The following is a 21,543-nucleotide window of genomic DNA, read 5'->3' as shown; positions in this document are numbered from 1 at the left end:
TCGGCAAGCATAGGGCCGGCGGTTCGCGGTGGGCAATCTGCTTTTCATCCCTGCAATAACGACAGCGGTCAGGAACCGACATCGTTGTCATGCGTTGACCACACGACCGCGGAGCATTCCGCGATCGCCGAAAAGCTGAACGCAACGACACAAACCAGCCTCTTCCGAAACCGCGGTTTCGGAACAGGAGGATCTTGTCCGCGCTTAGGCCGGCTCGATCCAATACGACCCTAAGGAGACAATGATGAATTTCGGTAAAACGACGACGACCGGCGCCCTGGCGCTGACCGCCGCCCTTCTGGCCGGCACGGCACTGGCGCAGGAATCCGACAACGCGCCTTCCAATACCAAGCCGGCCAAGAATATCGAGCGCGTTGAAGTCGGTGTCCTCGATTGCGTCGTGAAGGGCGGCTCCGGCTTCGTCTTCGGTTCGACCAAGGACGTCAGCTGCACGTACCGTCCCGCCGGTGACGGCGCCAAGGAACCCTATTTCGGCGTGATCTCGAAATATGGCGTCGATATCGGCAAGACCGATGTCACATACATGACCTGGGCCGTCCTCGCGCCGACCACCGTCGAGTTCAGCCCCGGCGCACTTGCCGGTGACTATTACGGCATATCTGCCGAAGCGACCGCTGGTGCCGGTATTGGCGCCAACGCCCTTGTCGGCGGATCGAGCGAGACGATCGCGCTCCAGCCGATCAGCGTAACCAGCCAGAAAGGGCTGAACTTCGCACTCGCCGTCAGCCAGCTGGAACTGCATTCCGGCGCCAACTGATCCGGGTTCCGGAGGTCGCCTCACATCAAAATCGAACAAGGAGAATGAAAATGAATTGGGACCAGATTGAAGGCAAGTGGAACGAGTACAAGGGCAAGGCCCGCCAGTCCTGGGGCGAATTGACCGACGACGACCTGGCCGAGGTCAATGGCAAGCGAGAGGAACTCGCCGGCAAGATCCAGTACCGCTATGGCAAGACCAAGGAAGAAGCCATGCGTGAGGTCGACGACTGGATCAATTCGCTCTGAGCGAACGCCGCATCAAAGAAAAAGGCCGCCCGATTGGGGCGGCCTTTTTTATTACGGCGACGGTGTCAGAACGCCTGAGCCAGCGCCAGGATGATGATCAGGACACCCACCGCGGCCGCGCCGAAACGCCACCGCGAACTTGTCCTCCATGTCGGCGGCACGACGGTTTCCAGATCGGTATCGGTCTGCGCCTCCTGCGCGATGTGGCGGTTCTGCGCGTCGATATTGGCTGTGCTTTCTTCCGGCATTGTCATTCTCCCGGTTTGAGGAACGGAAGTCGCTGCTCCAGAAAGGCGTAGTCCTCGTCGAGCGGGCCCGATGCCTTGCAACTCGCAAGCAGCAACGTTCCATGGGATGAAATGAGCGCTTGTGCCCTTTGGTTCCCGATTTCGTGCAGCCGCGTCAGTGCATCGGCGATGTGCTGCATCATCAGCATGTTGCCCGCCGCCGCCTGCCGCAGCGGATGGAAGGCCGTGTTCAGCATGTCGTCGAGGCTTAGGCCGGGTATCTCGACCCTGACGACAGCATCCTCGTCGCTGACATCGCGGGTCCGCAGCCCGTGCCGGACCGCGGCGGAAAAAGCGGCGGTCATGCGGTCGAGCGAGGCGATGGCCGTGAATGTGTCGTTGACGCCGGGCGAAAGCGCGCGCAGGGCGATCTCAAGCAGGAGATTGATCGAATACTCGATGTCGCCGACGGTGGTGCGGGACGGCAGGATCAGAAGGGTGTCGCGGATCGCGCGGTCGAATTCGCCGTCCTGGTCGTCGGGCCTCCGCGACACTTTCGCGACCGCCTGGCCCTCCAGGATGAACTCGCCCTGCTTGCTCAGCAGCCGGACCGTCAGATCGTGTTCGCAGGCCAGTCGGTAGAGAGCGTCCTCGTCGACGGCATTCAGGTAGCCGGATTCCCTGGTCGCGATGCGGTAGGGGAAATCGAGCGGCGGGCGCGGATTGGACGCCTCTTCCTCGTCTTCGCGGACCATTTTCAGGATCCGGCGTTCCAGTTGCGCGGAAATGCTCGCGATTTCCTCGTCGATGGTGACGCTGCGCGATACCGTGTGCACGAAATAGATCAGCTGCAGCACGAACAGCGCGGCCAACATAATGGCCATCGCGACGGACAACACCGGTACGAAATCCGGCCGGACCCGGTAGAGCACCGTAAGAGCGAACAGGAAGGTGCCGCCGAGAAGGCCGGCGGTCACCTGGTTGACCCGGTCGCTCGTGAACAGCTTGAGCAGGCGCGGTGCGATGTTTCCGGCGGCCAGCGTGAAGACGACGAGCACGAGTGAGTAGACGAGGCTGAGCGTGGTGATGGCGGCCGTTGCGATGGTCGACAGGACATCGGCCGCGGTCTCGTAGGAAAGCCCCAGCAGGGATCCGAACGCGGTTTCGACCTGCGGGCCGTATTGGTGGTCGAGCCAGAGAAGCGGGACGCTGAATGCCCAGATGGCGAGCGCGATCGCGCCGGGCACGGTGATCAGGCCGCGGATGTTGATGAAGTGCCTGCGCAGGGAATGGAACAAGCTCGGCTGCCCTCCTTTTTCAACGTCACGGTTACCGGAGGCAACGCCGGCCGCAATCTGTCTCCCCTGTACACGGTTTCGCGACCCTATCGCGGAATCTATGGCGGCGCCTCCCGTCGCCGCGTCCGAGAGGTTACACGATTTCCGTTTTGCCGATTTTCAGGCGGTAGTTGACCGCCTCGTCGGTCAGTTCGAGAACGCCGGTTCCGTTGACCGCGGCGGGAACGATCCGCTCCAGCATGGTACGCCCGAAACTCTTCGGACGGGTCGCGGCCGACTGCACGCGCGGCGTCTCCGTCCAGGTGAGCGTCGCGCCGTCCTCGGGTTTGTGCGCGCGCTCGCATCGTATGACGACCTTGCCGTTGCCCAGCGTCAGCGCTCCGTGCACCAGCGCGTTGGTCACCAGCTCGTGCAGCGCGAGACCGACATGCAGCGTGCCGTTCGGCCCGAGTTCGAGATCGTCGCCCTCGAAGGTGATCTGGCCGTCCTGGAAGGGAATGTCCTCGAACACCTGCCGGCGCACAAGGTCGGCGAGGTTGGACCCGCGCCAGTCGCGGTCGGTGATGACGTCCTGGGATTTCGCCAGCGATTGCAGCCGGCCGGTGAAGCGGCGGATATATTCGCTCTTCGTCGGCGCGACGCGCGCGGTCTGGGCCGACAGGCTAAGTACCATGGCGAGCATGTTCTTGGACCGGTGCGCGACTTCGCGCAGCAGGTTCTTCAGCGTCTGTTCGCGCTGCCGCTGTTCGGTGATGTCGGTGCACGAGCAGATGAAACCGTCGATGCCGGTTTGCTGGTCGGTGGTCTTGTTGAGCGTCAGGTTGAGGTTCCAGCGGATCTCGCGTCCGCTTTCCTCGTCCGCGGCGTGGGCAATCACCTCGACAGTGCGCGGTTCGCCAGTGCTTGCGGCTTCGGCTTTCGCTGTGGCCAGTTTCGCCAGGTCGCTGTCGTTGAAGATGTCGCGTTCGTTGGTGCCGCTCAGGTCTCTGATCGACCATATGGATTGGGGATTGACGTACCATTGGAAATTGCCGTCCAGATCCTGAAAGAAAATCGTGACAGGCGTTCCAACCAGGGATTTCAGTATGATGTTCCGGTTCGGCATTCCCTACGCCATGGAATTTGGCGGGCGGACCGTTTCGGGTCCGCCCGCATGAATGATTACACTCTCCGCATGACCCTTGCCACGAGACTGATCACGAAAAGGATCAGGAACACGAAGAACAGGATCTGCGCAATTCCTGCGGATGCGCCGGCGATGCCGCCGAAGCCGAGAAAAGCCGCGATAAGGGCGATAACCAGAAAAGCAAGTGCCCATCCAAGCATGGCGTGTCTCCTTCTTGTTGCACAAGGTAGTAACGCGCATGCTCCCCTCCGGTTCCCCTGAAGGCGGCGATTATGCCGCGTTTTTCACGTCCTCCTGAAAAAACAGCGCCTGGCTGATCAGCGCCGAGACCGCCGCGGGTTCGAACGGCTTGGTGACGAGGAAGGCAGGCTCCGGCCGTTCGCCGGTCAGGAGGCGTTCGGGGAAGGCGGTGATGAAGATCACCGGCAGCGTCAATTGCTGCAGGATTTCGTTGACCGCATCGAGGCCCGAGCTTCCGTCGGCGAGCTGGATGTCGGCGAGGACGATGCCGGGACGTTCCTCGGCCACCATTTTCACCGCCTCGTCATGCGTGCGCGCGATGCCGTTGACGCTGTGGCCGAGATCCTCGACCATCGCCTGGATGTCCATCGCGATCAGCGGCTCGTCCTCGATGATGAGAACCTTCGTCGCCACCTGGGCGGCGATGTCCCGGTGCGCCTGCTCGAGCAACTCGTCGAGTTCGGTCTCGTCGACGCCGAGGATGTAGGCGGCCTTGTCGCGCGGGAAGCCTTCGACGGCGACGAGCAGGAATGCCTGGCGCGGAAGCGGCGATATCGCCTGCAGATTGCGCGCGGCGCCGCCTTCCATGCCGGCCGCCTGGTGATCCCGCAGGTTGATGTCGATGGACGACCAGAGGGAAACGAACATTTTATAGAGACCCGACCGCATGTCCCGGCCATCCGGCAGGGATGTCGGATCGGAAATCAGCATTTCGAGCAGTGCGGCCACGTAGTTGTCCGCGCTGGACTGGGAACCCATCACCGACCGGGCATAGCGCCTCAGATAAGGAATCTCGCCCGATAGTTCGGCTGCAAGCGACATATTGAATTCCTCCTGGTTGTCACTTCCGTTGACCTAGAAACGATGCCGCGAAAGAAAAGTTCCATTTTTTTCGCAACCAATTTCACCCTTGCGCGTTGTGACCTAGATTGAAGAGGTACGAGGGCCATGACCGCAACCGAAAACCAGGCGCAATTCGAAATGCAGGACGGCAAGAAAAAACCACCGAAACTGGACGATCTTGCCGCATCGCAAATCGGCAAGAAACTGCGTGCCAAGTTCGACGAGGTATTGAGCGAGCCGGTCCCCGACCGGTTTGTCGACCTGCTGAACAAGCTGGAAGCCGCGGAAAAGAAACAGTCGAAGGATGATGCCGATGACTGAGGGCCAGACGTTCAAGGACGGCCTTCTTGCGGCCATCCCGAACTTGCGCGCATTCGCCATGTCGCTCTGCGGCGCGGCCGACAAGGCGGACGATCTCGTCCAGGAAACGCTCGTGCGGGCCTGGGACAAGCAGGCCTCCTTCCAGCCGGGCACCAACCTGCGTGCGTGGCTTTTCACCATCCTGCGCAACGAGTTCTACAGTCAGATGCGCAAGCGTGGCCGGGAGGTCTCCGACGCCGACGGCGCGTTGACCGCCGCCATGGCCGCTCATCCGGAACAGGCCGGCAAGCTCGACATGCAAGACTTCCAGACGGCGCTGGCCCAGCTTCCCGAGGATCAGCGCGAGGCGATCATCCTGGTCGGCGCGTCCGGCCTGTCCTACGAGGAAGCCGCCGAGATTTGCGGCTGTGCGGTCGGAACCGTGAAGAGCCGCGTTTCGCGCGCCCGAACCCGGCTGGGCGAATTGCTGGGTATCAGCGACAGCAGCGAATTCGGCCCCGACGACGTCGCGACCCATGTGATGAACCGGCCATTGGTCGGCAATGCCGCTTGATCAGGTGATGAGCCGGGCGATTGCTCCGCAAAGATCTTCGTATGTGAACGGCTTCTGGACGGTTTCGAACCGTCCCGCGAAGGAGGGGACGCCGTCATCTTGCGGATCCGTCGTCAGGAAAACAACCGGCACGCCACCGCTCTTGAGCATGGACGAAAGATCGTTGTCGATGACCGAAGCCGTCCGGATGTCGAGGATGGCAAGGTCGAACTGGTCGTCGGTGATGCTGGATGGGAGTCTGGTCTCGCCGCCGCCCGCCGTGACGAAGCGCGCAGCGCCGAGCTCGCTGAGGACCGATTCAATATCGACCGCGATAAGCGCGGAATCCTCGACGATGAGAATGCTTTTACCGGACAGCACAGCTGTTTCTCCAAAAGAGCGTTAAGCATCAGGTATGTGGGAGAATTCTGCCCGGGTCATTAATAAAAGACATAATGACCCAGGGGAATGACAAGTTTTGACAAGACCGGGCCCAGTCATGGATACGTCACCACCGAAATCCACACGCAATATTCCCTGCGACGAATGCCCGCTCTTGTGCAGCGGGCATTTCCGCGCCTTTTCCGAAGCAGAACTGCGGTTCGTCAATACGTTCAAGCGCGGTGAACTGGCAAGCGACGCCGGATCGACGATATTGCTGGAAGGCACCCACAGCCCGCATCTCTATACGGTGATCTCGGGCTGGGGATTTCGTTACAAGACGCTCGAGGACGGCCGCCGCCAGATCCTGAACTATGTCCTTCCCGGCGATTTCATCGGGTTGCAGGGATCGGTCCTGTCCGAGATGCATCATTCGGTCGAAGCGCTCTCGGACATGATCCTGTGCGTCTTCGAGCGCAACCGGCTGTTCGAACTCTACGAGAAATATCCCGAATTGGGTTTCGACATCACATGGCTCGCAGCCCGCGAGGAACAGATGCTGGACGAGCACCTGCTGAGCGTCGGACGCAGATCCGCCGCCGAGCGCGCCGCCTATCTTCTGGCGTTTCTCTACGAGCGCGCCGGGGCCGTCGCGCTCTTTCCGCGCGGCACCCGCATCGCTCCGCTGACCCAACAGCACGTCGCCGACACGCTCGGCCTGTCGCTGGTTCATACCAACAAGACACTGCGCAAGCTGAATGCGCAAAAGGCGATCGACTGGCTCGATTCCGGATTCGAGATCAAGGATATCGAGGTGCTAAAGCAGATCGCCGGTTGGACCGGATTGCCGGATATCGCCAGACCGTTCATCTGAATCCCCGGAAGAATACGCCCGCCGGACTACCGGCGGGCGCTGCTTGCCTTGGCGGTTTTGGGGCTCGTGCCGCCAAGGCGCACATTGGGGCGTACTCACGCGCCGTCTTGTCGAGGCTGGTGTTCTGCCGGCGAAAGCGTTCGCATGGCTTTCTCCTTCGGTACCTGTTCGTTTGCGTCAGCCGGTCGGCGTGTGGCCGTTACGGCCGGCCGCGACTGCAGTCGACGGGACGTCGCCGAAGGCTTCGTTGTTCGGGCCGACCACGGCGATCTTGAGCCGTTCGCTGTCATCGATCGACCATTCGATGGCGACAGTTTTCTCGATCCATTTTTGCGGCACGGCGATGCAGTCACCCAGCGCGACCGGATAGGTCTCTGCTTCGTGGAAGGCGAGCGGGAGGATGTCCTCGCACTCTTCCCGCGAAGCGTAATATTCCACCGGCGTGGGCACATAGGCACACTCGTCGAGCGCGTGATCGCAGCCAAGCATAAGAATGGCGAAGACAAGGTTTTCCATCGTCAGCTCCTTTCAAAGGTTAACGATTGAAATCCTTTTGCGTTCCTGGGGATGAACCTTGGCTGAACAGCCGCATGCGCGCGCGGCGTCGCGAAAACTCTTTTCCGTCTGTTGGGGAACCACGGGCCGAACGGCGCGTTTGGAACAGGTCACCCGGTGACCGGTCGTTGGAAGCTTGCGGCCACCGGATGAGCGAGTAGCAACACTCACGAAAAGGAATTTACTATGAAAAAGCGTCTTTTGGCCACCACCGCAGCCGTCGCCCTGTTCGCCACGCCGATGGCTTACGCCCAGGATGCGTCGAACGCCGACGCCATGCAGAACTCTTCGGTCTTCTCAAGCGAGACTTACAAGGACATAGCGCCGGTCGACGGTTTCTATGCCGCCGATCCGCACCAGGTTCTGGCGACCCGTTTCATCGGCGCCAACATCCACAGCGGCGCAGGCGAGGACGCCGAAACGATCGGCGACGTCAACGACATCATCATGACGCCCGATGGCCGCGCGGTGGCCGTGATCGCCGGCGTCGGCGGTTTCCTCGGCATCGGCGAGAAGGAAGTCGCTGTGTCGATGGACATGCTGGCATGGACCACGGACAATAATGGCGACATGGTTCTCGTCGCCGACCTGACCAGACAGCAGCTTGAAGGCGCTCCGGCCTTTGACCGCTCCGCGCTGCACGACGACCAGACCACGGCGATGGACAATTCGCAGGTTGGTACGTCGCAGGACGGCGCCATGACCGCAAATGACGACATGGCCAATGCCGAACAGCACATGAATGCCGAACCCGCAACCGATGACACCATGACGACGGCTTCGACGCCGCGCATGGAAACGATTCCGGCTTCGCAGGCCGATCTGAAAGCCGACAAGATCATCGGCATGTCCGTGACAGGCGCCGACAACGAGACGGTCGGCGAGGTTTCCGACATTTTGATCGACAAGGGTGGCAAGGTCGAAGCCTTTGTCATTGATGTCGGCGGTTTTCTCGGCATGAACGAGAAACCGGTCGCCGTGTCCTTCGACAAGCTCCAGTTCGCCCGTGCCGAGGGCTCGAAAGACTGGACGACAATCAAGACCGGCCTGACCAGGGACGCCCTGGAGAACCAGAAGGCCTATACGGAAGATCAGTACAAGTCCGACAAGGGTTCGGTCATCCTGATCGCGCCGGTCGAATAATACCGGCTTAGCCGCGCCCCATCGGGGCGCGGCATTTTTCAGGACTTGCCCCGATGCTCACATTCGACAGCCTTCTGTTCCGTTCGCTCGCTACGCTATCGCTCCTGATCGCGATCGTTGCGGCACTATTTTTCGCCAGGGCTGTCTTTCTTCCGATTACGCTCGGGATCCTGACCGCGCTTGTGCTGCACCTGCCGATCATGGCGCTCTATCGCGCCGGGATGCCGAAAATCCTCGCCGTCGCGTTCATCATTTCGGCGGTCGCGACAATCCTGACGTTGATTTTCGTTCTGACGGCGGGCCCGGTTAGCGACACCTTCGAATCCTATCCGCGGATCGTCACCGAACTGCGCGTGAAACTGTTTCACCTCCGCCAGACATTCGCTGCCGCGGAACAGGCAAGCGACGCCATTTCCAAGGTTGCCGAAGACGTCAAGAACATCGTCAAGGATCCAGAAGTCCAGGAGGTCGTCGTGCGCGAACCGAATTTCCTCGCTCGCGCGGCGACCTCGCTCGCCGATATTGTCACCGGCGTCGTCGTCACCCTGACCATTTCGGCTTTCATTCTCGTCATGCGCCGCCCGTTCCTGACGCTGGCGACCATGCCGTTTTCGACCGCTGCCACGAAACTGCGCGCGGCACGCATCTGGAAGGGCGTCGAACGCGAGGTCAGCCACTATTTCATCGTCACCAGCATCATCAATGCCGCGCTCGGAACCGCCGTCGGACTGGCGCTGTGGGCGCTGGGCGTTCCGTTGCCGCATGTCTGGGGCATTGCCGTCGCACTTCTCAACTACATCCTGTTCGTCGGACCGGCGATCGGCACGATGGCGCTCCTGGCCGCCTCGATCATCAATTTCGACACGCCGTTCCAGATATTCGCGCCGCCGCTGGCTTATCTGGCGATCAATTTCATCGAGGCTAATGTCGTTACGCCGCACTTCCTCGGCCAGCGCCTCAATTTAGCGCCGCTTGCGATCGTATTGTCGTTGCTGTTCTGGGGCTGGTTATGGGGTCTTGCCGGCATGATCTTCGCGGTTCCCGCACTGATCGTGCTGAAAGCCGTTGCCGACAAGTCGGTATCGCTGTCCGCCGTTCGCCGCATCCTGACGCCGCGCCGTCCGCCCGGTGAGGCGATGGAACCTATGCCGCCCGTCCGCGTTTGTTATCCAGAAAGGAGTCACTCATGACCACGGCAACGAAAACCGCACGAAATGCCAAAAACGGCAGCCTCGCCAGCGAAGCCGAGCTCGCCGCCGAGATCGAAGGTCTGCGCAAGGATCTCTCCGCGCTGACCGAACGGTTCGCCCATCTCGGCGAGGCTGGTGTCCGCACCGCCGCCGACTATTCGCGCGAAACCAGGGCAGCAGCCCGCGAGAAGGGCGAGGCGGTCTATGCCGACATTTCCGCGCGCGCCAGCGAGTTCGAGCATCAGGCCGCCGAATCGATCCGCCGACATCCCCTCCATGCGCTCGGAATCGCCGCCGGCATCGGCTTTCTGGCTGCGTTCCTCACGCGCCGTTAACGCCATGTTGTCGGGATTCAAGGTCCTGGCGGGCACGCTGCAGGCGGACTTGGCGCGTCTCAAGGCGCGCGCCGCCTCTGCGGTAATCTGCTATGCGCTCGCCGGACTGGCCTTCGTCGCCGCCTTGTCGCTTGGCGCCGTCGCCGCGATCGTCGCGCTTGTCGATTGGCTCGGCCTCGTCGAAGGCCTGGCGGCCGCGGCCGGGATCCTGGCGGTTCTCGGACTGGCTGTGCTGGCGATCAACGTGCTGCTGCGCCGCCGTCACGAGCGGATGGCAATCCGCGCCTCCGCGCTGCGTTCGGCGGCAATCGCCGAAGCCACGAAATCGGGTGTCGCCCACGGCCAGAACGCGACGCCGGCACTGCTGCCGGTAGCTGCGATCATTGCCTATGCCGTCACCGCCGCCTTCGTGAAGCCGGCGCGCCGCAGCCGCTGACCCGGTTGCCACGCGGCATGAGTCAGTTGATCGACTTTGCAGGGATTGTGAAGATGACGCTCATCCCGTCATCGCCGAAGCGGCGTTCGATCTCGCCGCCGAGTTCACCGCGAACGCTCGCCTCGACAAGCCGCGTGCCGAACCCCTTGGTTTCCGGCGGCGCGGGGACGATGTTGCCCTTTTCCGCCCAGACCAGCTTCAGCACCCGCTTGTCGCGCTTGCCTTCATAGGTCCAGCGCACCGCCAGTTTGGCATTTTCGTCGGCGACGCCGCCATATTTGAGCGCATTTGTCGCCAATTCGTGAAAGACAAGCCCGAGCGCTTGCGTGGCGCGTTCGTTGAGGTTGATCTGCGGCCCTTCGACCTGGGATTTTTGCAGTTGGTCGCCGAACACCTGGCCGAGTTCCGTCTTCAGAAGATCGCCAAGGTCGGCGCGGCCCCAATGCGAGCGCGCGAGCAGATCCTGCGCGTTCGCCATCGCGTTCATGCGCGATGAGAAAGACGTGCTGAACGCCTCCAGCGTGTCCGAAGTCGCCGCCGTCTGCCGCGCAATTGCCATCATACGCGAAATCGAGTTCTTGATGCGGTGCCGCATCTCCTGAACGAGAAGTTCCTTCTCCTCGAGGCTCCTCCGGCTTGCCTCGTGCAACGCGACCGCCGAATCGACCGCCTTGTGCTGCCAGCGCGCCCCGGCGGCCAGCGATCCGGCGAGCACGATCAGAACGGCGCACAATGCATAGACGGGTAAAAAATCCGCGTAGGCAGCGGCGCTGCCGGTCGAACTCACCACGAACCGCCATTTGCGGCCCGCGATGTCGGCCTCGACCGTGTCGACCATGGCGTTAGGCGCACGCAGTTGGTCGAAGGCCGGCGACTGGTAGAGAAGCTGCGGTTCGCCGTCCGTGACGTCGTAGGTCTTCAGCACGACGGGCAGGATCGGAGGATTTTCCAGCGCGGCCGCATGCAGGTCGCCGGCCCGAAATGGTGCGTAGACGAAACCGTCCGGCATGCCGCCGGCATTCGCGCCATCGGCGAAGAACGGCTTGTAGACAAGAAAACCCACCTGTTTGACAGTAGTAATCTCCTGAACGAGTTCGACAGGCGGAGAGGCGATCGCCGCCCGGTTCTTCACGGCGAGCTGCATCGTTTCGCGGCGCTGCGCCTCGTTGAACATGTCGTAGCCGAGCGCCTTGTCGTTGCGCGGGTCATGCGGTTCGAGGAGCACGATCGGTGTGCGGTATTGCTGATCGGTTTCCGGCCATATTGTCCTGTCGAGGCCATATTCGCGTTTCAGCATTGCCTCCGCCCGGGCTTCGTCGCCGGTCCGGATCATCTCGGCGTAGCCGATGCCCTGGATGCCGTCATACTGGTCCTCGATATCTAGTCCGGAAATAAAGGTCTGGAAGGCGGCGCTGCCGACCGCGCGCCCGTTGGCCGCGAAGAACGAATGCGTCGCCGTAAGCAGCGAAAGATGCTGGTCGACGCGCGACGTAACGCGGTCGACGGCTTCGTTGGCCAGGGATTCGAACTCTGCTTCGGCGGTGTCACGAATGGCCTGGTAAACGATCCAGGTGATGCCTGCTCCGAGGAGGGCGACGACCAGAAACACGGTCGCGGGGAGAAAGCGCTTCATTGATTGGTTCCGAAAACAGCATTTCGAATATGCCTATTCTGGCGCCACGGTAACCGCAAGCTGCGGATTGTGCCTTGGCCGGGGAATCCGGCTAGACCGGCTGTCGCGACGTGATTACATCCGGGAAACGCGTCATTGTGCCAGTCGCGGCCGTTCGCGCACCGCGGCGCGTTCGAGCATGTATTTCTCAGCCTCGATCATGTGCCGGCGCATGATTTCCCGCGCCCGCTCGGCATCACCCGCCCTGATCGCCCGCAGCAGGCGGACCTGGTAGTTGAGGCCAGTCTCGCGCAGTTCCGGATTGGGTTCCTGATAGATCTCCCGGCAGACCGTCATGTCGCGCAGCAGGCTGAGCAGGAACACTGCGACAAAACCCAGGAGCCGGTTCGGATTGCTGCGGGCGAGTTCGGCGTGGAAATCCAGCTCGGCCAGACGCTGCCGGTATTCCTCCTCGACCGATTCCGGTTCAGCTTCGTAGAGCCGGATCGTCGCCCGCAATGCCTCGAAGGCCTCCGGCGGCAGAGTCCCGGCGGCCGCGGTGGCCGCGAGCTCCGGCTCGATCAGTTTGCGGATCGCGTAGATGTCGGAAATCGACGGCGGTTCGAACAGGAACAGATTGTCGAGCATCCGGATTGCGTTTTCCGGTGCGATCGATGCCACGAAGACGCCGCCGCCGGGTCCGGTTTTACTGGCGGTCAGCCCTTGGAACTCCAGCACCTTGAGCGCTTCGCGCAGTGTCCCGCGCGACACTTTCAAGGTCTCCGGATCGAGCCAGTCGGCGGGAATGCGGTCACCAGGCGAGAGACCGGATTGCATGATCCGGTCGCGGATCGTGTCCGCGATGATATCCGGCCGCTTGCGCCGTTTTCCGAGCCGTGGCGTCACGGACGGCGTCACCGGCCTGTCGGATACGTCTCCCATTTTCGTCTACGTTCCCCCATGCGGATGAAAACACGCCGCCGCATGCCCCTCTTCGCCCGGCACCGATTCGAGTGACGGCATTCTGGAATTACACATGTCGGTGCGGCGCGGGCAACGGGCATAAAAGGCGCAGCCCGGCGGCGGATTGTAGGGATCGGGTAATTCCGTGTCGGCGTCTTCCGAGACCAGCGACTTGCGCCCCGGAGCGGGTGCCGAATTCAGCAGCAGGTGGGTATAGGGATGGCGCGGCGAGCGGAACACCGAGCGGCCCGGTCCGACCTCGACGATGCGGCCGAAATACATCACCGCGACACGGTCGCTGACGCTCTCCACCACGGAAAGATCGTGGCTGATGAAGACATAGGTCAGCCCGAAACGGTCCTTCAGACCATCGAGAATGTTGAGCACCTGCGCCTGCACCGAGACGTCGAGGGCCGAGACCGGCTCGTCAAGGACGATCAGTTTCGGATTGGCGGCGAGCGCGCGGGCGACGCCGATGCGCTGCGCCTGGCCGCCGGAAAACTCGTGCGGATAGCGGTCGAGGAATTCCGGCGCGAGGTTGACCGCGTCCATCAGTTCTTCGAGCCGCGCCTCTCGCTGCCCCTTACCGAGGTGCAACAGGTGGATCAGCGGGGCCTCGAGAATGGTGCGGATCGTCTTTCGCGGATTGAGCGAGGCGACCGGGTCCTGGAAGACATATTGCACTTCGCGCGCCAGGCGGCGCAGGTCCCTGCCGGCTTCAGCGACAAGGTCACGCCCGTCGAAGAGGATGCGCCCGCCGGTCGGTGCGTCGAGCCCGACGATCATGCGTGCAAGCGTCGACTTGCCGCAGCCCGATTCCCCGACGACGCCGAGCGTTTCGCCCTTGCGCACATCGATGGTTACGTCCTGGACCGCATGGACAGCCGGCTTTGGCTGGCCGAACAGCGTCCGGCCGCCGCCGAAGACGCGTTCGGCCCTTTCGATCTGAAGCAATACGCCCTCATGCATCGGCGGCCTCTCCGGTCAGCGGATGGACGCAGCGCACGGTGCGTCCCTCGCCGAGTTCGGTCACCGGGATCGGCGCGGCGCGGCAGTCGTCCTGCGCGCGCGGGCAGCGCTCCGCAAAGGCGCATCCGATCGGCAGCCGGTTGACCACCGGCGGGCGTCCGCCGATCGCGTCGAGACGCCGTTCCGGCTGGCCGAGCACCGGCACGCAGTCGATCAGTTTGGCGGTGTAGGGATGCGCGGGCGACGACAGGATGTCATCGGTCGTCCCGGTCTCGACGAACTGGCCGGCATACATCACCGCGACGCGGTCGCAGATCGCCGAGACGACGCCGAAATCATGCGTGATGAACAGGATGCCGGCATTGTGCTCCTTGCGCAGGGCGTCGAGCAGCGAGAGCACCTGCGCCTGCACCGTCACATCGAGCGCCGTGGTCGGCTCGTCGGCGATGATGATCTTGGCGTCGTTGGCGAGCGCCATGGCGATGCAGACCCGCTGGCGCATGCCGCCCGACAATTCGTGCGGATAGGATTTCAGCCGCTCGGCCGGGTTGGGGATGCGCACCACCTTCAGCAATGAGGCGGCTTTTTCGCGCGCTTGCGCTTTCGGCAGCGGCTGATGCGCCTGGATCGCCTCGATCAACTGGTCGCCGACCGTGAACAGCGGATGTAGCGTCGACAGCGGGTCCTGGAAGACGTGGCTCACCGCCGAGCCGCGCAAATGGCGGATGCGCTCGTCGGTGGCGGCGAACAGGTCTTCGCCATCCAGCAGCGCCACGCCGCCGGTGATCCGGCCGGGCGGCGTCGGGACCAGCCCCATGATCGACATGGCGGAAACGGATTTGCCGGACCCGGATTCGCCGACGATTCCGAGGCATTCGCCCTGGCCGATAGCCATGTCGACGCCGCCGACCGCCTTGTAGACCTCGCCGCCGAAATGGAATTCCGTCTTCAGGCCGCGCACGTCGAGGACGGCGTTGCGATCCGGCCGGATGTCTTCGGGCACGATCTGACGCATCACGGCGGTGCGCGCCACCGGCCGCGTCAGCGCGCCCGATTTCAGCCGCGGATCGAGCACGTCGCGCACGCCGTCGCCGAGCAGGTTGATGCTCATCACCAGCGCGAAGATCATCGTGCCCGGAATGATCGAGACATGCGGTGCGGTGAACAGGATCTTCCGGCCGTCGCCGAGCATCGAGCCGAGATCGGCTTGCGGCGGCTGCGCGCCGAGGCCGAGGAAAGACAGCCCCGCCGTCTCGAGGATCATCCAGCCGATCGTCGTTGACATGGTGATGATGATCACCGGCAGCACGTTCGGCAGAACCTCGACGAACAGGATCTGCGTGTTCGACTTGCCGGAAAGCCGCGCCGCGTCGACGAATTCCCGCCGCGACAGGCCGAGCGCGATGCCGCGGATATTGCGCGCGAAGAACGGGATGTTGACGACGGCGATGGCGTAGAGCGCGTTCAGCAGGCCGGGCCCGAGCACGGCGACGATGGCGAGCGCCAGCAGGATGTAGGGAAACGCCATCACCATGTCGATGCCGCGCATCAGAAGCGTGTCGACCCGGCCGCCGGCATACCCCGCGACAAGCCCGATCAGCGATCCGAAAAAGGCGGCGATCAGCGTCGCCGAAATGCCGACGGCGAGGCTGACGCGGGTGCCCCAGATCAGCCGCGAAAGGATGTCGCGGCCGAGCGCATCGGTACCGAGGAGATGGCCTTCGGCGAGCGGCCGCAGAAGCCGGTTGGCGGGCGCCGTGGCATCGGGATCGGGCAGCGGCAGCAGCGGCGCGGCGAGTGCGGCCAGCACGATCAGGGCGAAGATCACCAGCCCCGCCGTCGCCAGGCTGTTGTTCAGCAGCAGGTGCAGGCTGTCGGGACGCCCCGACGTGGTCTTTGCGGGCTTTGCCGGAGCGGCAGCGGCTTCGGCCATCAGCGCAGCCTCGGATCGAGAATAGTTTGCACGACGTCGGCGGCGAGATTGAACAGGACATAGGCTGCTGCAACCACCAGCACGCCACCCTGGACGAGCAGCAGGTCGCGCGTCGAGATCGCCTTGACCAGCATCGACCCGATGCCCGGCCACTGGAACACGGTCTCGATATAGACCGCGCCGCCGAGCACGAAGCCGGCCTGGATGCCGATGACCGGAATGACGGTGACGAGCGCCGCCTTGAAGGCATGTTTGTAAATCACCGCGTTCTCGGTCACGCCCTTGGCGCGCGCGGTGCGGATATAGTCCTGGCGCAGAACCTCCAGCATCGCGGTTCGCGTCAGCCGCGCGATCACGCCGGTGGCGACCACGGCAAGCGTCAGCGCCGGCAGGAACAGGTGATGCAGGAGATCGGGCAGGTCACCGCCGCCATAGATCGCGAACATGCCGCTGGCCGGGAACCAGCGCAGATCGACGGCGAAGACCAGGATCAGCAGCAGGCCGAGCCAGAAGGATGGCACCGAGATGCCGATCAGGACGACAAAGGTGATGATCTTGTCGACCCAGGAGAACTGCCGCACCGCCGAGATGACGCCGGCGATCAGGCCGAGGACGGAACACAGGACAAGCGATGTTCCCGCAAGGATCAGCGTCGCGGAAAACCGCTCCAGCACCTCGTCGAGCACTGGCCGGTTGAGCGTGTAGGAGCGGCCGAAATCGCCGTGCAGCATGTTTCCGAGCCAGATGAAATATTGCTGAACCAGGGGCTTGTCGAGGCCGAGCTGGCGGTTCAGGCGTTCGACGTTTTCCGGCGTCGCATAGGAGCCGAGAATGGCCGTCGCGGGATCGCCCGGGATCATCGCCATGATCAGAAAGACGATGATCGTCAGCCCGAAAAGAACCGGGATCGCTGCCAGAAGACGTTTCGCGATATAGGCCGTCACTGCGATTCAATCTGCCCGGTTGGTGCGATACCGGCGGAGAATTCCGCCGGTATCGGCGCCGCTCACTGCGGCTTGGCGACTTTCTGCAGCATCAGGAAGAAGGACGGCTGCAGCTTGAAGTTCTCCACGCTCGCCTTGGTCACGGCGTTCTGCTTCCAGTTCGCCACGAAAACCCAGGGCGCATCGTCGTGGACGATTTCCTGCATCTGCTTGTAAAGTTCGGCGCGCTTTGACTGGTCGGTGGCGCGACGGGCCTCCTCGAGCAGTTTGTCCACTTTCGGGTTCGAATAGTAGCCCGAGTTGAAGCCGCCCTTGTCCGGCCATGCTCCGGTGCGCAGCGCCAGGAACGGCAGCGTGTCCGGGTCGTTGGTCATCCAGGCCATCTCGGCCATGTCGGCCTTGCCTTCGAGGCCCGGGTTCACCTTGCCGAGGAAGGTGTTCCATTCGTAGGTCTCGATATTGACCTTCATGCCCACCGCCTGCAGGTCGGCCTGGATGGCGGTACCCATGGCGATCGGATCGAGCATGCCGGAGCCGCCCTCGGTGACGTAGAAGGTCACCGGCTCGCCATTGTAGCCCGCCTCCTTCAGCATCGCCTTCGCCTTTTCGGGGTCGTAGGGATAGGGCTGCAGCTTGTCGTCATAGGCCCATGCGAAGGCCGGCGGCGTCGGGCCGGCCGCGACCTCGGCCGTGCCCTGCAGGATGTTGTCGACAAGCGCCTTCTTGTTGATCGCGTAGTTGGCCGCCTGGCGGATTTCCTTGTTGGCGAAAGGCCCTTCCTTGGCATTCAGGATCAGGAACCAGAGATGCGGTCCGGCCTGCTCGTAGACGGTGAAGTTCGCGTCGGTGCGGAACTGCTGCAGGCTGTCCGGCGGCACCTCGACCATGATGTCGAGCCCGCCCGACAGCATTTCGGCGATGCGCGTGTTGGCGTCGGTGATCGGCCGGTAGATGACCGCCTCGAGCGACGGCGCGCCGTCCCAGTAATCGTCGTTGCGGGTAACGACGACCTTCGAATTGGCTTCCCATTCGGCGAACTTGTAGGCACCGGTGCCGGACGGATGACGGCCGAATTCCGAACCATACTTTTTCACCGCTTCCGGAGAGACGATCAGGCCGGTCGGGTAGGCGAGGTTCGACAGGAACGGCGCATAGGGCTCCTTCAGCTTGAACTCGACGGTCAGGTCGTCGACCGCGGTGACGGTGTCGACCGAGGAGAAGAAGAACGACAGCGGGAACGGCCCGGTATCGTGATACGGATGGTTCTCGTCGAGCATGCGGTCGAAGTTGAACTTGACCGCCTCGGCGTTGAACGGCGACCCGTCGTGGAACTTCACGCCGTCGCGCAGCTTGAACGTGTAGACCGTTCCGTCGTCGGAGATCGTCCAGCTCTTGGCCAGTGCCGGTTCGACTTCCAGCGTGCCGTCCTTGTAGCGCACCAGCCCGTCATAGATGTTCATCAGGATGCGGAAATCGTTGACCGCCGTGACCGCATGCGGATCGAGCGATTTTGGCTCCGCGATCTGGCCGACGACGAGCACGTTCGGCGGCGTTTGAGCGAGGGAAGGTGAAGCGAATGCGAGCGATGCGGCCGTGATCACCGCAGCCAGAAGTCTCTTCATGGCGGTCTCCATCGTTGCAGATGGGAGTTAATTAATTAGGAAAATTAAAATTCATGCAAGCATTTATTATGATAAATTTTTGTGCATCCTAGAGACGGCCCCCGTTACAAGACTTGGGAAAAAGCACGGCTCGATCATGGTTCTTCCGACGCCCGCCATTGACATAGACCGTCTCCGCCGCCTGCTCGACGGCGTAAATACATTTGGATTCAATGCCGTAACCGGCGGCTACAACCGCGTCGGATATTCGGACGACGACATGGCCGTACGCGACTGGTTCGCCCAGCAAATGGGCAAGGACGGGCTGACGGTGAGCCGCGACCCTGTAAACAATCTCTTCGGGCGCTACGGTCCGGGCGAGGGCGCCTGCGTCATGGCGGGCTCGCATCTGGACACGGTTCCCGAAGGCGGCGCTTTCGACGGCTCGCTCGGCGCCTGCATCGCGCTCGAATGCGTGCGCGCCATGAAGGACGCGGGTGTCGAACCGAAAACCGCGGTCGTCGTCGCCGCAACCGCCGAGGAGGAGGGCCGCTTCGGTGGCATGCTGGGGTCGCAGACCATCGCCGGCGCCGTCACGCGCGAATGGATCGAACTGGCCTCCGACAGCGACGGCGTAGCGCTCACCGACGCCATGCGCGCGCAGGGTCTCGATCCGTTCGGTGCGCTCGATGCCGCATGGACGCCGGGCTCGATCGAGGCTTTCCTGGAACTGCATATCGAGCAGGGACCCGTCCTCGAACGGGCGTCGATCGCGGTCGGCATCGTCAATGGCATCTCGGGCGTGTGCAATCTGCAGGTGCGTTTCGAGGGCGTCGCCAACCATTCCGGCACCACGCCGATGGACATGCGGTCCGACGCCTTCGCCGGCCTCGCCGAATTCGCCTGCACCATCCCCTCGACGATTGACCGCTTCGGCACGGACGAGAGCCGGATCACTATCGGCAAGGTCGATATCCATCCGAATTTCGCCCACACGATTCCCGGCGCGGCCGACTTCTCGATCATCATTCGCGACACGTCGGAACATGTCATGCGGCACATGCGCGCCAGCATCATGCTCGATATCGAGGCCGCCGCGCGGGCGCATGGCCTGAGCCACACGATCGAGGAGAAGAGTTGGCTTTCGCCGGTCACGCTCGATTCCGGCATCCATGCCGTCCTCGCCGAGGAGGCGAAAAAACTCGGCATCGACGCGCTGGACATGCCGTCGGGCGCCGGTCACGATGCCCAGACGATGCAGTCTTTCTGTCCGTCCGGCCTGGTCTTCATTCCGAGCCGCAACGGCATCAGCCACGCGCCCGAGGAGTGGAGCGACTGGGCCGACATCGAAAAGGGCGCGCAGTTGATGCTGAACGCGCTTGTGCGGCTGTCCTGCGCCTGACGACCGCCATTACTTGCTCAGTGCCTCGTCCTTGACGGCCGGCGACAGCTTCTGGGCCGCCTCGTCTATCGGTTGGCGCGTGAAGCCCTTCACGCCGGAGGTTTCCTTGAAGTCCCGCTTGATCATCACCGGGCTGACCGCATAGGCGGTGATCAGTTCCGCGAGCGAGCGCAGCGCATGCGTATGGATACGCTCGTAGCCGTGCGAGGCGTCGACGCCGAAGGTGATCAGCGCGGTACGCACGTCGGCACCCGCCTCGATCGCACTCGCCGAGTCCGACCGGTAATAGCGGAAGATATCCTTCTGGTAGCGGATTTCGTTTTCCTGGCACAGCGTCGCAAGCTTCTTGGCAAGATGGTAGTCGAACGGGCCGGTTTGGTCCGCCATGCCGATGGTCACGCCGAATTCGTCGGAGTTCTGTCCCGGTGCCGTGGTCCCGTTGTCGACCGTGATCATCGAGGCGACATTGTGGGTCAGGACCGATGATGCGCCGACGCCGACTTCCTCGGCGATCGTGAACAGCCAATGGATATCGACCGGCGTTTCGACGGCCTCGTCCTGCATGGCTTTCAGCGCCGCCAGCATCACCGCGACGCCGGCCTTGTTGTCGAGATGGCGCGACACGATGAAACCGTTGTCGAGGAACTCCGTCTGCGGATCGATGGCGATGATATCACCGATCTCGATGCCGAGACGCTCGATATCCTCCTTGTTCCGCGCCAGGGCGTCGATGCGGAACTCGACGTGCTCCCATCCGACCGGCAGCTTGTCGACCTCGTCGTTAAAGGTGTGACCTGACGCCTTCAGCGGCAGGATCGTGCCACGATAGCCGCCTTCTTCGGCGAATACCGTCGCCCGGGCTCCTTCCGCGAAACGCGCCGACCAGTGGCCGATCGGAACCACTTCGAGCCGGCCGTTGTCCTTCAGATATTTGACCTGCGCGCCCAGCGTGTCGAGATGCGAAACGATTGCGCGGGCACCGCTTTCCCGCTTGCCGGGGCGGATCGCCCGGATCGCGCCGCGCCGTGTCAGTTCGATGCCCAGTCCGAGCCGTTCGAGCTCCGCCGAGACATGGCGGACGATCGGATCCGTGTAGCCCGTCGGACTCGGGATCTGCAGCAGCGCGTCCAGTGTGGACAGCAGGTATTCGTGATCGATGGCCAAGCGTGACACTAGCGGTTACCCTCCCCTTCTTTACGCAAAGTCTGCCGCACCGCGGCGGGTACGGAAAGCGGAAAAAGCAGATCGACGAACCGCTCCGCCGTCGGTTGCGGTTCATGGTTGGCGAGGCCCGGACGTTCGTTGGCCTCGATGAAGGCATAGTCCCGGCTCCGCGGCGATTTCACCATGAAGTCGATGCCGGTGACGGGGATGTCGATCGCGCGCGCCGCTGACACCGCGGCGTCGACGAGAGTCGGGTCGATAATGTCGGTGACGTCATGGATGGTCCCGCCGGTATGCAGGTTCGCCGTCTTGCGCACCGCCAATTCGGTTTCCACCGGCAACACGTCGTCGAGGCCGTAACCAGCCTCGCGCACGGTGCGTTCGGTTTCGCCGTCGAGTGGAATTCGGGATTCGCCGCCGGTCGCCGC

Annotated in this window: 24 protein-coding genes and 1 pseudogene; 10 read left to right on the top strand and 15 right to left on the bottom strand. The window is 62.8% G+C overall.

What is annotated here, in order from left to right:
* The first annotated feature begins 244 nt into the window (after nucleotides 1-244).
* A complete protein-coding gene (locus IG169_RS14950) occupies nucleotides 245-778 on the top strand; it encodes a DUF992 domain-containing protein (RefSeq protein ID WP_210326043.1) in 534 nt (177 codons plus the stop codon).
* 50 nt (nucleotides 779-828) lie between these two features.
* Nucleotides 829-1,026 carry a CsbD family protein gene (locus tag IG169_RS14945; RefSeq protein WP_193177030.1) on the top strand — a complete coding sequence of 66 codons (198 nt, stop codon included), beginning with the start codon at nucleotides 829-831 and terminating at the stop codon, nucleotides 1,024-1,026.
* Between the two features lie 65 nt (nucleotides 1,027-1,091).
* On the opposite strand, the gene IG169_RS14940 is transcribed toward IG169_RS14945, so the two are convergent.
* From IG169_RS14940 to IG169_RS14920, 5 genes are all read right to left on the bottom strand, one after another.
* The gene (locus IG169_RS14940) at nucleotides 1,092-1,274 is read right to left on the bottom strand and encodes a hypothetical protein (protein WP_193177029.1); all 183 of its coding nucleotides are present in this window, start codon (nucleotides 1,272-1,274) and stop codon (nucleotides 1,092-1,094) included.
* A 2-nt stretch (nucleotides 1,275-1,276) separates the two neighbouring features.
* Nucleotides 1,277-2,551: a DUF2254 domain-containing protein gene (locus IG169_RS14935; protein ID WP_193177028.1), complete on the bottom strand. Its 1,275-nt coding sequence runs from the start codon at nucleotides 2,549-2,551 to the stop codon at nucleotides 1,277-1,279.
* Between the two features lie 133 nt (nucleotides 2,552-2,684).
* Complete coding sequence (locus IG169_RS14930; protein ID WP_193177027.1) at nucleotides 2,685-3,656, bottom strand: sensor histidine kinase; 972 nt, start codon at nucleotides 3,654-3,656, stop codon at nucleotides 2,685-2,687.
* 56 nt (nucleotides 3,657-3,712) lie between these two features.
* Nucleotides 3,713-3,877 (bottom strand): DUF1328 domain-containing protein, encoded by a 165-nt coding sequence (locus tag IG169_RS14925; protein ID WP_193177026.1) that lies wholly within the window; start codon nucleotides 3,875-3,877, stop codon nucleotides 3,713-3,715.
* A 70-nt stretch (nucleotides 3,878-3,947) separates the two neighbouring features.
* A complete protein-coding gene (locus IG169_RS14920) occupies nucleotides 3,948-4,739 on the bottom strand; it encodes a response regulator (RefSeq protein ID WP_193177025.1) in 792 nt (263 codons plus the stop codon).
* A gap of 126 nt (nucleotides 4,740-4,865) precedes the next feature.
* Here IG169_RS14920 and IG169_RS14915 point away from each other — a divergent pair, with 126 nt between their 5' ends.
* Together IG169_RS14915 and IG169_RS14910 are read left to right on the top strand one after the other, a co-directional pair.
* The gene (locus IG169_RS14915) at nucleotides 4,866-5,081 is read left to right on the top strand and encodes a NepR family anti-sigma factor (protein WP_246717399.1); all 216 of its coding nucleotides are present in this window, start codon (nucleotides 4,866-4,868) and stop codon (nucleotides 5,079-5,081) included.
* Nucleotides 5,074-5,634, top strand: a complete 561-nt coding sequence (locus IG169_RS14910) for a sigma-70 family RNA polymerase sigma factor (protein WP_428982253.1) — start codon at nucleotides 5,074-5,076, stop codon at nucleotides 5,632-5,634. The genes IG169_RS14915 and IG169_RS14910 overlap by 8 nt, the downstream gene beginning before the upstream one ends.
* Here IG169_RS14910 and IG169_RS14905 read toward each other — a convergent pair whose 3' ends face one another.
* Entirely contained in the window at nucleotides 5,635-5,994 is a 360-nt protein-coding gene (locus IG169_RS14905) for a response regulator (protein ID WP_193177023.1), read from the bottom strand.
* 118 nt (nucleotides 5,995-6,112) lie between these two features.
* Between IG169_RS14905 and IG169_RS14900 the strand changes: the two genes are divergently transcribed.
* A complete protein-coding gene (locus IG169_RS14900; RefSeq protein ID WP_193177022.1) occupies nucleotides 6,113-6,868 on the top strand; it encodes a Crp/Fnr family transcriptional regulator in 756 nt (251 codons plus the stop codon).
* 177 nt (nucleotides 6,869-7,045) lie between these two features.
* On the opposite strand, the gene IG169_RS14895 is transcribed toward IG169_RS14900, so the two are convergent.
* Nucleotides 7,046-7,384 (bottom strand): hypothetical protein, encoded by a 339-nt coding sequence (locus IG169_RS14895; protein ID WP_193177021.1) that lies wholly within the window; start codon nucleotides 7,382-7,384, stop codon nucleotides 7,046-7,048.
* 225 nt (nucleotides 7,385-7,609) lie between these two features.
* Here IG169_RS14895 and IG169_RS14890 point away from each other — a divergent pair, with 225 nt between their 5' ends.
* From IG169_RS14890 to IG169_RS14875, 4 genes are read left to right on the top strand one after another with little or no spacing between them, the layout of a single operon-like run.
* Nucleotides 7,610-8,566, top strand: coding sequence for a PRC-barrel domain-containing protein (locus IG169_RS14890; protein ID WP_193177020.1), 957 nt, complete (start codon nucleotides 7,610-7,612; stop codon nucleotides 8,564-8,566).
* Between the two features lie 53 nt (nucleotides 8,567-8,619).
* Nucleotides 8,620-9,756: an AI-2E family transporter gene (locus IG169_RS14885; protein ID WP_193177019.1), complete on the top strand. Its 1,137-nt coding sequence runs from the start codon at nucleotides 8,620-8,622 to the stop codon at nucleotides 9,754-9,756.
* Complete coding sequence (locus tag IG169_RS14880; RefSeq protein WP_193177018.1) at nucleotides 9,753-10,091, top strand: ElaB/YgaM/YqjD family protein; 339 nt, start codon at nucleotides 9,753-9,755, stop codon at nucleotides 10,089-10,091. The genes IG169_RS14885 and IG169_RS14880 overlap by 4 nt, the downstream gene beginning before the upstream one ends.
* A gap of 4 nt (nucleotides 10,092-10,095) precedes the next feature.
* The gene (locus tag IG169_RS14875) at nucleotides 10,096-10,527 is read left to right on the top strand and encodes a hypothetical protein (RefSeq protein ID WP_193177017.1); all 432 of its coding nucleotides are present in this window, start codon (nucleotides 10,096-10,098) and stop codon (nucleotides 10,525-10,527) included.
* A gap of 22 nt (nucleotides 10,528-10,549) precedes the next feature.
* Here the strand turns inward: IG169_RS14875 and IG169_RS14870 are convergent, their stop codons facing one another.
* The 6 genes from IG169_RS14870 to IG169_RS14845 form a co-directional block, all read right to left on the bottom strand.
* Entirely contained in the window at nucleotides 10,550-12,160 is a 1,611-nt protein-coding gene (locus IG169_RS14870; RefSeq protein ID WP_193177016.1) for a CHASE domain-containing protein, read from the bottom strand.
* 132 nt (nucleotides 12,161-12,292) lie between these two features.
* Nucleotides 12,293-13,081: a FadR/GntR family transcriptional regulator gene (locus IG169_RS14865; protein WP_193177015.1), complete on the bottom strand. Its 789-nt coding sequence runs from the start codon at nucleotides 13,079-13,081 to the stop codon at nucleotides 12,293-12,295.
* 6 nt (nucleotides 13,082-13,087) lie between these two features.
* A complete protein-coding gene (locus IG169_RS14860; RefSeq protein ID WP_246717398.1) occupies nucleotides 13,088-14,056 on the bottom strand; it encodes an ABC transporter ATP-binding protein in 969 nt (322 codons plus the stop codon).
* A gap of 7 nt (nucleotides 14,057-14,063) precedes the next feature.
* Nucleotides 14,064-16,004: a dipeptide/oligopeptide/nickel ABC transporter permease/ATP-binding protein gene (locus IG169_RS14855; RefSeq protein WP_193177013.1), complete on the bottom strand. Its 1,941-nt coding sequence runs from the start codon at nucleotides 16,002-16,004 to the stop codon at nucleotides 14,064-14,066.
* Nucleotides 16,004-16,948 carry an ABC transporter permease subunit gene (locus IG169_RS14850; RefSeq protein ID WP_193177012.1) on the bottom strand — a complete coding sequence of 315 codons (945 nt, stop codon included), beginning with the start codon at nucleotides 16,946-16,948 and terminating at the stop codon, nucleotides 16,004-16,006. The genes IG169_RS14855 and IG169_RS14850 overlap by 1 nt, the downstream gene beginning before the upstream one ends.
* Before the next feature lie 62 nt (nucleotides 16,949-17,010).
* Nucleotides 17,011-18,570, bottom strand: coding sequence for an ABC transporter substrate-binding protein (locus IG169_RS14845; protein WP_193177011.1), 1,560 nt, complete (start codon nucleotides 18,568-18,570; stop codon nucleotides 17,011-17,013).
* Nucleotides 18,571-18,706: 136 nt separating this feature from the next.
* On the opposite strand from IG169_RS14845, the gene IG169_RS14840 reads away from it, so the two are divergent.
* Nucleotides 18,707-19,951 (top strand): Zn-dependent hydrolase, encoded by a 1,245-nt coding sequence (locus IG169_RS14840; RefSeq protein ID WP_193177010.1) that lies wholly within the window; start codon nucleotides 18,707-18,709, stop codon nucleotides 19,949-19,951.
* A 9-nt stretch (nucleotides 19,952-19,960) separates the two neighbouring features.
* Here IG169_RS14840 and IG169_RS14835 read toward each other — a convergent pair whose 3' ends face one another.
* The gene (locus IG169_RS14835) at nucleotides 19,961-21,124 is read right to left on the bottom strand and encodes an osmoprotectant NAGGN system M42 family peptidase (protein WP_193177009.1); all 1,164 of its coding nucleotides are present in this window, start codon (nucleotides 21,122-21,124) and stop codon (nucleotides 19,961-19,963) included.
* A pseudogene (locus IG169_RS14830) lies at nucleotides 21,124-21,543 on the bottom strand (N-acetylglutaminylglutamine synthetase); the annotation flags it as partial. The gene IG169_RS14835 and the pseudogene IG169_RS14830, both read right to left, overlap by 1 nt.

It is taken from the genome of Oricola nitratireducens (genome assembly GCF_014904745.1).
In the GTDB taxonomy this organism is placed as follows: Bacteria; Pseudomonadota; Alphaproteobacteria; order Rhizobiales; family Rhizobiaceae; genus Oricola; species Oricola nitratireducens.
The sequence above is the reverse complement of the archived record's forward strand: the minus strand, read 5'-3'. Positions and strand labels throughout refer to the sequence as shown.